This is a genomic window from Neisseria sp. P0022.S010, assembly GCF_051956635.1.
On sequence record NZ_JBQCXF010000052.1, the window covers coordinates 1 to 15,477 of the forward strand.

10 protein-coding genes and 1 pseudogene are annotated in these 15,477 nt (G+C 49.3%); 3 read left to right on the forward strand and 8 right to left on the reverse strand.

Translation table 11 applies throughout. The features are described 5' to 3' along the window. Window positions 1-346: 346 nt before the first annotated feature. The 6 genes from ACTHUT_RS07400 to ACTHUT_RS07425 form a co-directional block, all read right to left on the reverse strand. Window positions 347-964, reverse strand: coding sequence for an NAD(P)H-binding protein (locus ACTHUT_RS07400; protein ID WP_440386705.1), 618 nt, complete (start codon window positions 962-964; stop codon window positions 347-349). 92 nt (window positions 965-1,056) lie between these two features. Then, on the reverse strand, window positions 1,057-2,877 hold the full coding sequence (gene hutW / locus ACTHUT_RS07405) for a heme anaerobic degradation radical SAM methyltransferase ChuW/HutW (protein WP_440386706.1): 1,821 nt from the start codon (window positions 2,875-2,877) through the stop codon (window positions 1,057-1,059). Window positions 2,878-3,151: 274 nt separating this feature from the next. Beyond that, window positions 3,152-3,877 (reverse strand): ABC transporter ATP-binding protein, encoded by a 726-nt coding sequence (locus ACTHUT_RS07410; RefSeq protein ID WP_440386707.1) that lies wholly within the window; start codon window positions 3,875-3,877, stop codon window positions 3,152-3,154. Window positions 3,878-3,922: 45 nt separating this feature from the next. Continuing rightward, window positions 3,923-4,864 (reverse strand): FecCD family ABC transporter permease, encoded by a 942-nt coding sequence (locus tag ACTHUT_RS07415; protein ID WP_440386708.1) that lies wholly within the window; start codon window positions 4,862-4,864, stop codon window positions 3,923-3,925. Window positions 4,865-5,002: 138 nt separating this feature from the next. After that, window positions 5,003-5,794 carry a heme/hemin ABC transporter substrate-binding protein gene (locus tag ACTHUT_RS07420; protein WP_440386709.1) on the reverse strand — a complete coding sequence of 264 codons (792 nt, stop codon included), beginning with the start codon at window positions 5,792-5,794 and terminating at the stop codon, window positions 5,003-5,005. A gap of 72 nt (window positions 5,795-5,866) precedes the next feature. Beyond that, window positions 5,867-8,065, reverse strand: a complete 2,199-nt coding sequence (locus ACTHUT_RS07425) for a TonB-dependent hemoglobin/transferrin/lactoferrin family receptor (protein ID WP_440386710.1) — start codon at window positions 8,063-8,065, stop codon at window positions 5,867-5,869. Window positions 8,066-8,659: 594 nt separating this feature from the next. On the opposite strand from ACTHUT_RS07425, the gene ACTHUT_RS07430 reads away from it, so the two are divergent. Both ACTHUT_RS07430 and ACTHUT_RS07435 read left to right on the forward strand, forming a co-directional pair. Beyond that, window positions 8,660-11,926: a TonB-dependent receptor domain-containing protein gene (locus ACTHUT_RS07430; RefSeq protein WP_440386711.1), complete on the forward strand. Its 3,267-nt coding sequence runs from the start codon at window positions 8,660-8,662 to the stop codon at window positions 11,924-11,926. Between the two features lie 61 nt (window positions 11,927-11,987). Continuing rightward, window positions 11,988-12,254: pseudogene (locus ACTHUT_RS07435) on the forward strand (LysR substrate-binding domain-containing protein); the annotation flags it as partial. A gap of 56 nt (window positions 12,255-12,310) precedes the next feature. On the opposite strand, the gene ACTHUT_RS07440 reads toward ACTHUT_RS07435, so the two are convergent. Both ACTHUT_RS07440 and mobA read right to left on the reverse strand, forming a co-directional pair. Beyond that, window positions 12,311-12,889: an NAD(P)H-dependent oxidoreductase gene (locus ACTHUT_RS07440; RefSeq protein WP_440386712.1), complete on the reverse strand. Its 579-nt coding sequence runs from the start codon at window positions 12,887-12,889 to the stop codon at window positions 12,311-12,313. 384 nt (window positions 12,890-13,273) lie between these two features. Beyond that, window positions 13,274-13,855, reverse strand: coding sequence for a molybdenum cofactor guanylyltransferase MobA (gene mobA, locus ACTHUT_RS07445; RefSeq protein WP_036490834.1), 582 nt, complete (start codon window positions 13,853-13,855; stop codon window positions 13,274-13,276). 259 nt (window positions 13,856-14,114) lie between these two features. On the opposite strand from mobA, the gene ACTHUT_RS07450 reads away from it, so the two are divergent. Further along, window positions 14,115-15,477 (forward strand): histidine kinase (locus ACTHUT_RS07450; protein ID WP_440418714.1); only part of this gene is annotated, 1,363 nt, incomplete at its 3' end.

The window sequence follows — 15,477 nt, forward strand, 5'->3', positions numbered from 1 at the left end:
ATACTAAAAATTGGAGTACTATGAGCATACTCTCTAGAGTATTATTAATTCTCATTTGACATATAGGAACAAAACAGCGGAATTTGTAGAAGAATAGGGAAAAGGAAATTAATTTATATTATGTTAAATTCATAATGCCAGCATTTTAGCCTGTTAAATCCTGTTTTACTCAGTAGTTCAATTACTTACAGAATTCAAAAGTAAAAAGTCGTCTGAAATTTTTCAGACGGCCTTTTATTTATATCTCCCAGTCTTTTCTCAGCAAATCCTTTATTGTTTGATCGGCTGCTAATCAATTACCTACTCCAACTTTAACAATGGAAAGTGGGCAATCTACTCAATCCGTTTATGCCGTACCAACGCTATACGTTTCGCACTTGCTGTCCGCTTGGCCGACAATAGCAGCAACGGCGGCGGCCAAGCCGTTGCGCGTCATGTATTTTTGCGGAATTTCTTGGGCATTTTGTATCAAGGTATAGGCATTATCTTCGCCATCGGCAAGGCCGCAGGGGCGCAAAATGGTCCAATTCAAACCGCTTTGTTTGAGATAGATTTCGGCTTCTGTTTTGGCACGGACAGCTTCGCCGAGTGCTTGTTTGAACGGCTCTCTCATCATATCCCATTGTTCGCCGCAGCCCATGCTGGTAATCAGTACAAAGCGGGCTTGCGGATTGGCGGCTTTCGTAGCGGCAATGATGTTGATATTGCCCAGCGCATCACTGCGGATGCCCTCTTCGTTTTTGCCGCCGACAAAACTGATCACGGTATCGGGACGGTATTGTGCCAACGCTTTATCGAGTGCATCGGCATCAAGCGCATCGGCGACGATGGTTTGAATATTGTGTTCGGCAAAAAAGCTGTCTTCAGACGGTCTTCTCAATACGGCGACGGTATCGGCTGAGTTAGTCAATGTGCGGATATAGGCGCGGCCGGACGGGCCGTTGGCTCCGAAGATGAGTTGCATGTTTGAGATTCCTTTGTATGGTAGATGTTTATTGTTAGAAAATCCGCTCCTCTATGTAACAAGGAACGGATTATCAGGCCGTCTGAAACCGTTTAAGCGGCATCAAACAGTTTGCGCATGGCTTCGATTTGATGTTGTTTCAACTCGCCTGCTTCGTCGCGACCGACGAAAATTTTAAACATGGCACCGCCGTTGCGGTTGATAAAGTTGAGCGAGCAAGTGGCTTTACCCATGAACGGACGTTCCAAAAGGTAGATGGAGGCGCAGTTTTCGTAGTAGATGTGGCCGTGTACGCCGCCGTCGGTTTCGGGATGGTCAAAATTGTAGAAACCGCGGCCGACTTTGCCGTTAGGCAGTTTGCCGCTGACTTCGACGATGGCATCGGGGGTGTGGGCGATGAAGGTAACGGATTCATCCCATGCAGCGATGGCTTGGAGAATTTCGACAATGCGGCTGCCTTCGGTTTGGCACACGTTCTCTTCAGGCAGGCAGCGGATAACGTCTTCAAAACTGCATTGGTTTTGCGCGGCCAGCATTTCCAGCACTTGGCCGGGATTTTTTTCTAATGATTGGCGCAACATGGTTTGTTGTTCGGCTGAAAGTTTTTGCATGGTTTGATCCTTTTCTTGAGTCGGAAGAGTGAGCATGAGTTTGCGGATAAGGGTGGGCGACCAATAACGGCCGCTGGTATTCAAACGGATCAGGCCGTCTGAATCGGGTTCTTTAAAAAGCTGCATTTCCTGCCATTGGGCAATCAGCTTTTGCGCTGCTTTGTTGCCGTCAAACAATGATGGATTCAGACGGCCTGTTTCAATATCGTGCTGGACTTTGCTGAGTAGTGCTTTATTTGGGCTATGGCCGCTCATAAATGCGATGTTTTTCTCGCCTTTCGGCGTGGCGAGATAGCTCTCTAAATCGCCCTGCACCTGATAGCTGAAACCGCCGAAGTTACCGCCTGCGCCGGAGCCGAACGCCAAACAGGAAATATCGGATTTGATCAGGGTATTGTAGCGGTTGCGTTCGCCGCGGCCGGGATAGGCGAAGTGGCTGTTACTGACCTGTTCCCAGCCTTTTTCCAGCAGCGTTTCAACCGTGTAGGCATATTGGTCTGCCTGAATATCGAAACCCGGCGGTGTCGGAAATGCGCCTTTTTCAATCATGCGGTTGATGGGCAGCATGGGATAAAGGTTGAACGCATACGTATCCAAACCGGACAGAGGCAGCTCGACGGCGCGGGCAATATCGTTTTGCCAAACTTCATCGGTTTGATTGGGCAGGCCGAACATCAAATCAGCCACAATCACGGCATCGAGTTCGCACAATTTTGCCAAATATTCAAACGCCTCGTCGCCGCTGTGTTTGCGGCCGAGACGGCGGCGGATGGCGGTATTGAAGGTTTGCACGCCGATGGAAATGCGGTTGGCCCCTGCTTTGAGACAAGCCTGTGCTTTTTCTAAATCGAAATGGCTCATGCGCCCTTCGATGGTGAACTCGCAGTCTTCGGCAAGCGGCAGATATTGGTAGCAGGCACGAATCAGGCGGACGAGGTCTTCCGTAAGCAACGCGGTCGGCGTACCGCCCCCGAAATAAACGGCTCGGATTTTGCCCTTGCCTGTACGGACTTCGGCTTCAGCGGCCATTTCTTCGATAATTTTGTCGGTGTACACGCTGCTTTGGCTGTCCTTCCACGCATTACGGTAGAAGCCGCAAAAAACGCAGTGGTTGGCGCAAAATGGAATATGCAGATAAGCAAGCGCGTCCACATCGGCGGCATAGGGAAGCTTTTTCTTCCAAATGTTCTGCCACTGGGGGCGCGGCATTGGAACGCCGCCCCAAACAGGCATTAATGCCTGACGTTCGGGAAATGCCTTGGGCGCGGATTGTTTCGGAGTCCAAACAAGCTGCTGTACCATGATAATGATTAATAAAAATTATTAATAAGATTTATATATTAAATAACCATCATCATTTTCTTGTCAATATTTTTGTGTAATTAAAAATTAGTATTATTTTAAAATATTGTATTCTATAAATAATAAAATATATTTCTATTTGATGGAAATCGGCATTTTACTTGTGAAATGCGCAAAATTTGGTTCTTCAAGCTGAGAACATCCTCCCATCTCGTTTTATTTTTGAACAATACAATAAATTTTATTTATCGTTTTTCAGACGGCCTTTTGGCGCTCAGCTTCTGAAATAAAACCCTGCCTCATCTTTGCAACGGCGTATCTGCCAACCGTAAACCGATTCAAGCAAGTCGGGGCGCATCACTTCGCCCACCTTGCCTGATGCAACTACTTTTCCCTTATTCATCAAGATAATATGTTCCGCATAACGCGCGGCGAGGTTTAAATCGTGCAATACCATCATTGATGAGGCACGGTTCGAATGCCCGACCAAATACTGCATCAGGCGGTGTTGGTGGCGGATATCGAGATGGTTGCACGGTTCGTCCAAAAGCAAGACCGGCGCGTTTTGCAACAGGGCGCGGATGATGTTGGCGCGTTGCTGTTCGCCTCCTGAGAGCTTGCCGATGCGCTTATCCGCCAAGACCGTCAAATCAAAATAATCGAGCAACTCGTCCGCCCATTCATGGTTCAGACGGCCTTTTTGTACGAACGACGCCAACGCAATGTATTCGCGTACGGTCATCGGCATGTTGTAACGGCCATGCTGCCCGACCCATGCCACCCTGCCCGCGCGGATTTGCTGCACAACGGCCTCACCGAAAAGCGTGATTTCCCCCTGCCCTGTTTGCCCGATTAGGGCCCGCAGCAAAGTAGATTTACCCGCACCATTCGGGCCGATAATGACGGTTATGCCGTGAGGTATATCCAGTTGATCGATTTCAAGCAGGGTTTTGTCTTGGACGCAGACGGAAAGATTACGGATTTGAAATAAGGTGTGCATGGCAAAAGATATGGGCAATGAAGTTTCAGACGGCCTATTCAGGCATCAACGGCTTTTCAAAGGCTTGATAAACAAATACATAAAAAACGGTCCGCCCAATAAGGCAATCACGATACCGACCGGCAAATCGACAGGGTATGTCAGCCAGCGCGCCGCGCCGTCCACCACCATCAAAAATACTGCGCCCAACCAAGCCGACAGCGCAATCAGTTTGCGGCGGCTGCCGCCGACGGTTTGCGCCAGCATATTGGGGATCATCATGCCGAGAAAACCGATGATGCCCGAAAGCGACACCGCCGCCCCCGTCATCAATGCCGCGCCGATTACGGTTTGCACGCGCAATGCCCCGACCGACACCCCCATACTGGCAGCCGTGTCTTCACCTGTCATCAAAACGTCCAGCCGCCTGCCTGCCGACAGCAAAATCAGAAAACCGGGCAACATGACCGCGATTGCCGCGACAGGCGATGAGAAACCGGCTTCGGCAAGGCTGCCCGACAGCCATGTGGTTGCACTGCGCAATACCAAATCGTCAGACAAAAACAAAATCATGCTGACCACCGCGCCCGAAAACGCGCTCAACACAAATCCCAACACCAGCAATCCCAAAGTACCGCCGCCAAGCAGTTTGTGCACCGCCAAAATCAGCAGGCACACGCCCAATGCACCAAGAAAAGCCGCCGCCGGCACACCCATCGCGTCGCCGCCCAGAGCCAATAACACAATCACGCCCAAAGCTGCCCCGCCCGATGTCCCGATCAAACTTGGATCGGCCAGCGGGTTCTCAAATAAAGCCTGCAATGCTGCGCCCGAAGCGGACAAACCGGCTCCGACCAAAAGCGCGGTATAGATGCGCGGTAAACGAATTTGGCGGACGGTTTCATCCATCGCCAGCGGCGACTCCCACGCGCCAAAACCGATGCCGCAGCACAAATAAACGGCGGCGGCAGTAAGCAGCAGACAAAGGGTAAGGATATGCGGTTTCATGACATCATGCGGTTTAAGCGGATTGAGGAACGGTTTCAGACGGCCTTTTTAAGACAGCCGTTTTGCTTCCTCAATAAGAAAGAACACATCAAGGCCGTCTGAAAACAAAATCAGGCAGGATTTTCAAATCAGGCGCGTTTATTTTGCCAAACCGTGCAAACGCTGAATCACTTGCGGCGTATCCAGCCCGTAACGGAACATATCGTTGGCCTTCCACAAATAAATCTTGCCGTTTTTCGCGGCTGGCGAGCCGGCGATTTCGGGGCGTGCGGCAAAAGTTTTGACATTGCCTATCATGGCGGTGTTGTGGTCGGCGATAATGATGATGTCGGGTTTGGCCGCAATCCATGCCTCACGCGTCATCGGTTTGAGGCCGTCAATGGTGGCTGCGGCATTGATACCACCGGCACGGCGGATGATTTCGTCGGCGGCGGTATTCTTGCCCGATACGATGCGCCCGTCGTAGCTGAAGAGGTAGCGTTTGCCGCTGGAAGGCTGCTGTTTCATATCCGCCTGCCATTTACTGGCCAACTTGTCTGCCTGCACGCTTTTGCCGATAAGCTGACCGATGCTGCGGATACTTTGCGGATAGGCGGCGATGCTGTCGTCGGGCGCAACATTGACGGCTTTAATGCCTGCTTTTTGCAGGTGGGCAAAAATATCGGCAGGCTGCGCCATCCATGAACCGATGGCGATGTCGGGTTTGGCGGCCACAATCGGCTCAACCGTCAGGCGGCGATGAATGCCGATACTGGGCTTGTTTTTCAACGCTGGATTTTGAACGGTCTGATCACGGCCGACGATTTCGTCCAATGCGCCGAGCGCGGCAACGATGTCTGCCGTATCGGGGGTTAACACGACGATGCGTTGTGCGTGTGCAGTGCCGTCCAACGAAATAAGCGCGGAAAGCAGGAGGAGTTTGAGTTTCATTGATTTTCCTTGTCGAATGCTTTCAGACGGCCTGCTCGCTTTCTCAGGCCGTCTGAAAACGGTTGAATCACATTAGAACTTCAGTTGTACAGTCGCGGCAAAATTGCGGCCGGTTTCGGTGTACAAGTCCATCACGCTTGAGCGACTCATGCCGGCAACGTCTGCGTGCTGCCAGTATTTTTTGTTGCCGACGTTATAAATGTTTGCACCGATTTCGAGGTTTTTAAACGGCTTGTACCACGCACCGACATCCCATACGCCATACCCCGGCGCTTGGAAAACAGTGTCGCTGCTGACGCGGCTGTGTTTTTTTGACCAGCGCAGCTTGGTGCCGACACCCCATTTTTCCTGCGTGTAATCCAAACCCAAAACGCCGTTGAGCGGATAAGCGGAATCCAGCGGCGTACCGTCTTGCTGTTTGCCGCTCATCCAAGCGATGCTGCCGGAAACCTGCCAGCCCGGCAGGAATTTGTAGGCGGCAGAGGCTTCTGCACCGTAGGTTTTGACCCTATCTAGGTTTTGATATTGGTACTGGATAATCGGGCGGCCGCCTATGGTGGAAGTGCCGACTTCGGTGCGGTCGATGAAGTTGCGGTAACGGTTGTAGAACGCGGTAACTTGCGCGCGGGCGTGTTCGTTTTTGAACTTCATCCCCAACTCAAAGCTGTTGGATCGTTCGGATTTGAGATTCGCATTCGGGATGACGGCATAGCCGTAGGTCGTGTTGGCAAACGCCATGGTCGCGCTGTCAAACGGCGGCGTGCGGAAGCCTTGGGAATAAGTAGCAAAACCGGTGAACTGCTCACCCATCGGTACGCTCAGGCGCAGGCTGGGCGTGAACGCAGAATCGCTGAAGCGCGTCGCTGTTCCGCTGGGGTTGGCATTGAGATAGGCTTGGTCGGTCGAAGTGTTCAGCTTGTCTTTTTCGTAACGCAGGGCCGGGGTCAGGACGATGCCGTTGCCGAAAGTCAGGCTGTCTTGTGCGTAAACGCTAAACGTTTTGCGCTTGCTGTCGGGGAAGGTTTTATTCGGATAGGTGCTGCCTGCATAGACTTTGCTGACAGCGCCGGTCAGGTTGTCCACTGTCAGGCTGTCACGCGGACGGGCGGTTTCGGTGTGTTTGTATTCGGCACCGGCAACGACGCTTTGTTTGACCGCACCGTCAAATTCCCACACGCCGCGCCCGTTCAGCCCGCGTATGGTCTGATTGAAACCGTAGTCGGAATAACGGGTCGAGTTACCTAATAGACGTGCGCCCATGCGCGTCATGCTGATATCGACGGCATCGTCTTCTGTACGCAGTTTTTGCTGATAGGCAGTCAGGTTTGCTTCTTTCAGACGGCCTTCGCCAGTGTAGCGGTAGCCTGCTTCGATACGTTGACGGCGGATGCGGTCTCGGGCGTTGCTCTCAGATGTTGCGATGGTTACCGGCCCGCGCGATTGCGAACCCAAGCCGTTTGCCAATACAGTATCGTTGGCATGGTAATACTGTTCGTACAAAGTTTCAAAACGGTGGCGTTCGTTGCCGATATTGCCTTTCGCTAAGATATTGTAGGCATTGTTTTTCTGCGGGTTGGTAGCAGTACGTGCAGTCGAGTAGCTGGTATCGCTGCCCATGTTTTCGGTTTCATGACCTTGACGGCGCGTCAGCATCAGCAGACCTTCGGCGTTTTCATGGAAACCTGCCACAGTCGCAGTAACCCCATGGCTGCGGTCGCGGCTTCGGTAACCGTGTTTCAACCCAAAATAACCGCGTTTGCCTTCATCGACGAAATCACTTGGAGAAAGCGTCACCATGTTCACCACGCCGCCGAGCGCATCGCTGCCGTAGAGCACGGAATAAGGTCCTTTGACAATATCGACCTGCTTGAGCGTGTCGCTTTCGACCATATCGCGTCCCGAAATCGCACCATTGGAGCCGCCGCCTGCATAAGATTCGGGAATGCGCACACCGTCCACCATCATCAAAATGCGGTTGCCGTCTATGCCTCGGATATTGATACCGGCATGACCGCGGCGGTTGTTGTCAGACGGCACGCTGACGCCGGATTCATACATTACAATATCGTCCAAATTCTGCGCCGAGGCTTGATTCAAGGTTTTGCGTCCAATAACCGACACATTCGGCGCGGCTTTATCCAAGGTTTGCGCATTGCGGTCGGCCGTAACCACCACAGGCTCTATTTCTGCCTGAGCCACCGGCATCTGAGCCGCATATAACTGTCCGGAAAAAACCGCCCCTACCACACAGGCAATCACTTTCTTTTTCATTACACAACCTTATTATTTGAATAATAATGGTTTGCATTTATAAAATAAATAGGCGGTTTTTGCAAGTTTAGGAACTGCAAGACACCAATAACAACCATTTCAAATCGCAAAATACAGTATGACGCAGCTAAATCAGTAATTTATGAACCAGGGGTAAAGTACCCGACCTTGTCAGCGTAGAAAACCCATCCACCGTCTTTGACCAAAAATCTCACATCGGCAATTGGGAAGCCGACACCTTCATCGGCAAAACCAGAAAAGCACATCGCCGAAAAAACATTTAGCTTACGAAACGCCAAGTGTTTTATTTTTAAATCTGTTCCAACCACTTGTGCCCGAGTGTTGCATTTGAAATTCGAATCAAAAGCTATCTGAAATTTTCAAACAAGTTTTTATTTGTCCCTCTTATCCCTCATCCTTCTATCTACTTCAAACTCAAAAAACATTTCCATATTATTAAAAATTAGTTAGAATTTCACAAAATTATAAATAATAATCAAACTTATTTGTATTATTTTAGTCAGAGTGTAATCGCATCTATTCGGTCTGTCTTGTTCAGACGACCTTACCAATCAAGTTATATGGATACATTCTATGCAACCGATCAAAGTTACCACCCTCTCCGCCTGCATCGCCGCCATTGGTTTTGCACCTACCGTTTATGCTGCAGATAATTCGACAGTTATTCTCGATACCATCACTGTCAAAGGCACGCGCAATAAAGACGAAATCGGTAAAAACCGGGTTTATACCCGCGAAATCGTCAATCTTTACAAAGGCAAAAACGAAGTTGAAACCTTCAAAGGCAACACCGTATCCGACCTTTTAAGCGGTATGTCCGGCGTGTACAGCGGCGACGCGCGCAACAGCGGCGCGCTGGATCCCAATATACGCGGCGTGCAGGGGCAGGGACGGATTCCCGTTACCATCGACGGCACCGAGCAGGCGATTACCGTCTGGCGCGGCTACGCAGGCGCAAACAACCGCAACTACGTCGACCCCAACATCATCAGCAGCGTTTCCATCGAAAAAGGCCCTTCGTTCAGCCGTGATATGAAAAGCGGCATAGGCGGCTCCGTCGCCCTGAAAACCATCGATGCCGACGATATTGTCCCCGAAGGGCAGAAATACGGATTTGAAGTGAAGGCGGAAGCTGCCAACAATTCCATCAAAAGGCGTGAGAATGCTTATGAACATTCAGTCGATTATCGAACCTTGCCTGTTCCCGCAGTAGCGACGGGCGGTATTTGGCGTTCGTTTTTTGACGATACCGACCGAATCGACCAGCGTTTCAACGGACGCAATAAATTTGGTGAGGATAAAGCCTACCGCATCGCCGCTGCCACCAAGCAGGACAATTTCGATGCCATGCTCGCCTATGCCTACCGCAGTAAAGGCAATTATTTTTCCGGCAAAAAAGGGGCGGAACGCTACGGCTATATCGGTCCTTGGACACAAGAAACTTTAGACGAATTGAAACGTCGTCAAGAAGAAGCCGCTGCCAAGGGTGAGAAATTTTTCGGCAGTGAAAACATGCTGGGCGCACCCGATATTTCAAAAATCGGACTTTTTTATCATCCGGGCGGGGAAGTCAGCAATACCTCGCTCGAAACCAAATCATGGGTAGGTAAAACCACCTTCCGTCTGCCGAACCGCCAAACGCTCAAATTCGGCCTGCGCCATACCGATTCCACGTTCGGCGAAATTATGCCTTCGCGCATTATCGGCCCCATCAGTTGGGATGCGTCCGTCCTCAACAAAATTGCCGAATGGCCGCAGGCATGGGTAAAACAGCGTTCCTACAATATCGACTATTCGTGGAAGCCCGAGGGCAGCCGTTGGATAGATTTCGATGCCACGCTTTGGACAACGCGCACCAAATCCAAAACCAATACCGCAGGCGGCTCACCCGGCGATACCGTTTATGAGGACAACAAATTTCAAATAGCATGGGACGAATACGACAGATGGCAGAAATACACTCCCGCAGAGCGGCAGGAATTGCTGGATGCAGGAATAGAAGCCCCCAAACCGCCCAAACCTGAAACGCCCAATACCAACGGCAGGTTCAACACTATCGAAGGCAACGCCTATTACGCCCGTAACAACCGGACAGGCTTTCAATTCTCCAACCGTATGAAATTGAGCGACAAACTGTCGTTGACCTTGATGGGCGATTTTCAAAATGAAAAACTGACGTCGCGCAATGATTTTTCAGACGAGCTGGAGCGGGGAGGATACGACAAATATCGTGAAGAACTCGAAAACAGCACCATCAGGGCAAATTATGAATTGAACCAATATGGCGTACCTCGAAACGGCAAGCGGCGAGAATACAATCTGGGCTTCAATTTCCACTACGAACCGTTCCGCTGGCTGACGTTGACGGCGGGCGGACGGTACACGAATTTCCAGCTTCAGGACAAAAGCAAACGCTTGGAAAGCGGTAAGAACAAATATGGTCACCCGCTGGAAATGAACAGGGGGATAAAATATTCGGTCGGCAGGGTTGCCACGCCGCAAGAATACGCGGATTACAAGGCAATTGACGATGCTTTGGCAAATGGCAGTCTTGATTATGCTTTATATATGGCGGATGAATATTCAGAACAAAGAAAAAAACATGAACAAATTAGCCTGTCTTCGTTTCAAGTCAATTCACAATTTATTCCGACTTTGACAGTTGATCGCGAAAAATGGGTCAATCCTAATGAAAAGGTGGATTTCTATTGGTTGAAAGACGATAAAGGCCGTCTGAATATGCAGGATCATCCCCTTACCAACGGCAGCATTCCTGATTTGCACACCAAAGTCCCCAATCCTGTATATGACCCGTCTATTCCGGACAGTCCGCAATTTGTACCTAAATACTACGCAGCCAGTGCAAGTGTTTACACAACGCCAATGACCGAAGCCGAAAGGCAGAGGGCAATGAAGCAGAAAGGCAGCGGTTGGGTACCCGCATTTTCTGCCACTGTCAATTTTACTGATTACAGCCGCGCCTATTTGCGCTATACCGAAACCCTGCGCTACCCCAGCATTTTTGAAGGGACTTACGGCTTTTCTACCGCCGCCGGCTCATTCAACCGCATGGGCTATGGCTGGCGGCCCGAACACGCCAAAAACTGGGAAGTCGGCTACATCCATGATTTGACGGGGCTGTTACCGAAAATGAAAAAAGCGGATTTCCGCATTAACTACTTCCATAACAAGACCAAAAACGTTATCGACAGGGACGACAATCTCGAATTCGAACAATTCGACAGACAAATCCGCAGTGGTGTCGAGCTGTCCACCCGCTTCGATACCGGACGCGTCTTCGGCAGCCTGAACGTATTCCGCAGCCTGAAAAACAAAATGTGCGACGAAAATTTCCCTTGGACATCCGCAACAGAGGGCATGGTTGATTCAAGCTATTTTGTGCAAAACGGTAAGACTATGAATCGTCCTGTCTGCAACCACGGCGGCTTGACCGATTCGGGCTATCTGGCAAGCGCGCTTCAACCTCGTTGGTCGATTGATGCCGAATTGGGCAGCCGTTTCCTTGCCAACAGGCTGGAAACAGGTGTGCGCCTTCATTACCACAGCCGTGTCTATGAAAACCGCAATGATGCATGGCAAGCCTTCTATGACACATTCAACCAATATATGGGAAGTAACCACAAGCCCCAGCATAACGATATGCGCTGGCAGCCTGTTGCGGTATGGGATGCCTACCTGCGTTATAAAATCGGCAAGAACCTGACTGCCGAGCTTGTTGGCAGCAACCTGACCAACCGCTACTACCTCGACCCGATGAGCCGTTCTTACCTGCCTGCACCGGGCAGAACCATCAGGATAGGGATAACTGGAAAATGGTAATGATCAATTAATCATTTTTAAAATTAAAAAACCGTCTGATCATTAGCAATGGGAATTCAAAGACAAAAAAGAGCGGATGACGTTCACGCCCAAATCGCAGTTTTCCATCAACAACCATCTGCGCCTGAAAGCCGTTTCAGACGGCCTCGTCATCGCGTGGGTAGCACATATGATCGTGGCGGATGCAATTCAATCAGGTCAGCTAGTCGAGTTACTTCCTGAATATGCGATGACTTACGATCCGCTTTACCTCTATTACCCCAGCCTCCGTGGGAATTCTAATATATTTAAGTTGATTATGGATGCGCTAAAAGTAAAAGCCGTCTGAAAATTCAGACGGCTTTTTATTGCAAAGTGCGGTCAGATTGCAAAGTACTTTTGCAATTAGCCAAATACTTTTTCCAAATGTGCTTGGTAATCAGCTAAGTATTTTTCTACTTGTGGATTTTTAATCACATCGTTACATAAGAATGTCGGCAGACGGGTCAGGCCGATGAACTCGTTGAGTTTGTGGAAGTGCATATACAATACATCTACACCTTTACCTTCGAAGAAGTCACCTTCACGGATGAACGCTTCAATCGGCGCATTCCAAGTAAGTGAAAGCATGTGTTTTTTGCCTTGTAACAAACCGCCTGTGCCGTAACCTTCGGATGGATTGACACGATGACGACCATCACTTTGATAAAGCTTGCCGTGTCCAGTGGTGAATACTTCGTCTATGTATTTTTTCACTGTCCAAGGTTCGTGCATCCACCAGCCCGGCATCTGCCAAATCACGGCATCCATCCACAAGAATTTTTCGATTTCTGCTTCAACGTCATAGCCGGCATCAATCACGGTTTCTTTAACATTGTGTCCAAGTGCGGTCAAAACTTCTTTCGCTTTTTTATGAAGTGTGTGATTTAACTCACCATGTGAATGTCCGAAATCTTTACCGCCGTCTAATAATAAAATATTCATTTGACTCTCCTAAACCAGACAATTCTAAAAAAGAGGGGCTGCTATTATGCCATTTTAGCCTTTATCTTGAAAGTATGGCCGTCTGAGCATCTTAAGCCATGCAACGTAAAATCAGAATATCCCGTGAATTTTTTCGGTTAACTGTTTTACGAGGATTTGTTCGTAGATAATTTGAACTTAGGCAGACTAAATGACCTAAAAGAAACAGCCGATAGGGAAAAGCCAAAGTTTATTTTAACGAAGAACGTATATTTTATTTAAATATACGGATTGATGAATTTCTAAGGGAACTAATTACAAGATAGTTATTACCTATTAAAAGATATTAAATAATCATCAATTTAGCATATCTCTACCTGAACATTAGTCCCCTTACCTACCCAACTACAAAGGCTGAGCCAAATCGTTTTCCGTGTTGTAGCTGATAAAATCCTGCTCATGAGGGAAAGGAACGACCCGTGCGCGTTGCTGCTGCAACCAGCCGCGTATGCTGCGCATTCCTGAATAAAGGTATGGCACGGTACTTTGTAGGATTTGCGGACGGATAAACATTACGCTGTAATGCGGTCTGGACGGGGTTTCAACGTAAAATGCATTGCACAACGGCGTGCGTTTGGCGATGGTCTCAAACTGGGAAACCAAGTTTTCAGGCAGGCGGGGCATATCGCAGGAGACGATAAGCAGCCAGTCTGCAGTAGCAATTTGCAAATCGTTGGCGGCGGTACACAAGGCGGCTAAAGGGCCGTAATGTTGCCATTGGCGCGCATCGGAGAAAACGTGCGCGCTGCGTTGGGCGTAGGATTCGAGATTGCGGTTGGCACTGATGGCGATATGGCTGACTTGCGGGCGGATTTTTTCGATAACGTGGTCTATCAAGGCTTTGTTATGCCACTGCACCAACCCTTTATCGACACCTCCCATCCGGCTTCCCTGCCCGCCGGCCAATATCAGTGCAAAAATTTTCATTTTGGTAGTCCTTTGCAAAGCAGAGTGTGTAAGTGTTATTCGCGATGTTGTATTTATGGAAGAAGTTTTAAGGCTTCAGGCCGTCTGAAACCTGGTTTTGTGATTTAATTCACTTAAGATGAATTTTATCATAACATGATTTTACATTAAACCCCTGTTTTTTCTTATCATAACCATACAATTATTTTAGACAGGTTGTTTATAGGCCGAAAGAATGATATTTTTATAAGATTATCGGATTAGTCTTCCTGCGTGCTTTATGCGTTTATTCTCCGGATCTTCAGACGGCCTGAGTCTGTCCTCGCGTTTAAAACTGCTGACTGTGTTATGGGTCGGCTCGGCTTTTTTATCGATTGCCTTTACCCTGCTGCTTTCTTGGCGTTTGGAAAGCGCGGCCAAAACGATTGAAGATGCGGGCAGCTTGAAAATGCAGGTGTATCGCTTGGCTTATATGGCAAGCGTCCGTACGCCCAATGCGCAAATCGACAACCAAATCAAAGAATTTGAACGTACGCTGGCCAATGTAACGCAAAGCGATGCCATTCATCCGCTGATTCCGTCACAAATGCCGCTCGCTTACGATTTGATCCAATCGATGCTGTTGATTGATTGGGAATCCAACATCAAGCCTTCTTTACAACATTACGAGCGGCCGACCCAAATCGGCCTGTACCGTTTTGCCGGCAATATCGAGCTGTTTTTACAGGCGATGGAAAACGCCAACGAGCAAAATACTTTGTGGCTGCGCCGTTTTCAAATGGCGATGATGCTGATGATTTTAGTGGCTGCCGGCTTGATGATTGTTTGGCATTATTCGTGGATCATCCGGCCGCTGGAAAAATTGCGCGACGGGGTGGAAACCATCAGCGAAGGCCGTTTCGGGGTTCAAATCGATACAGACCAAATTCGTGAATTTGCCCAAGTCAGCAAGGGCTTCAACCAAATGAGCCGCCGTCTGAAAACGCTTTATACGGATTTGGAAGGACAGGTTGCCCAACAAACCCAAGACTTGGCCCGGCAAAACCGTGATTTGACCCTGCTCTACCAGACTACGCGCAACCTGCACCAAACCTTTACGCCGCAACAGGCCGCAGAAGAATTCTTGGCTCAGATTCTGCCGGCGTTTTCCTCCTTGGGCGGTACGGTATATCTTTCCGATGAAGAACGCAAACGCTCTGACTTGGCGGCAAGTGTCGGTGAAACCGAAGAGGGAAATCGTGTAGAATTCCCAATCGTTTACCAAGACGAACAGCTCGGTGTATTAGCCCTGTATTTTTCAGACGGCCAGATGCCCAATGAGCAAGATGAAAAATTGTTGCAGACTTTAAGCGGACAGCTGGGGATTTCCATCGCCAACAACCGCATGGAACAAGAACGCCGCCTGCTTGCTGTCTTGCAGGAACGCAACTTGATTGCGCAAGGTTTGCATGACAGCATCGCGCAAGCTTTGACCTTTTTGAATTTGCAGGTACAAATGCTGGAAAGCGCGTTTGCTTCAGACCAACGCGAGCAGGCCGAAGAAAATATCGGCTTCATCAAAGACGGCGTGCAGGAATGCTACGAAGACGTACGCGAACTTTTGATGAATTTCCGCACCAAAATCAGTAATAAAGATTTTCCTG

Coding starts and splice junctions, on each gene's coding strand:
- ACTHUT_RS07410 (WP_440386707.1), bottom strand. CDS start 3,877: ATGCACACCTTATTTCAAATCCGTAATCTTTCCGTCTGCGTCCAAGAC.
- ACTHUT_RS07430 (WP_440386711.1), top strand. CDS start 8,660: ATGCAACCGATCAAAGTTACCACCCTCTCCGCCTGCATCGCCGCCATT.
- ACTHUT_RS07415 (WP_440386708.1), bottom strand. CDS start 4,864: ATGAAACCGCATATCCTTACCCTTTGTCTGCTGCTTACTGCCGCCGCC.
- mobA (WP_036490834.1), bottom strand. CDS start 13,855: ATGAAAATTTTTGCACTGATATTGGCCGGCGGGCAGGGAAGCCGGATG.
- ACTHUT_RS07425 (WP_440386710.1), bottom strand. CDS start 8,065: ATGAAAAAGAAAGTGATTGCCTGTGTGGTAGGGGCGGTTTTTTCCGGA.
- ACTHUT_RS07440 (WP_440386712.1), bottom strand. CDS start 12,889: ATGAATATTTTATTATTAGACGGCGGTAAAGATTTCGGACATTCACAT.
- ACTHUT_RS07400 (WP_440386705.1), bottom strand. CDS start 964: ATGCAACTCATCTTCGGAGCCAACGGCCCGTCCGGCCGCGCCTATATC.
- hutW (WP_440386706.1), bottom strand. CDS start 2,877: ATGGTACAGCAGCTTGTTTGGACTCCGAAACAATCCGCGCCCAAGGCA.
- ACTHUT_RS07420 (WP_440386709.1), bottom strand. CDS start 5,794: ATGAAACTCAAACTCCTCCTGCTTTCCGCGCTTATTTCGTTGGACGGC.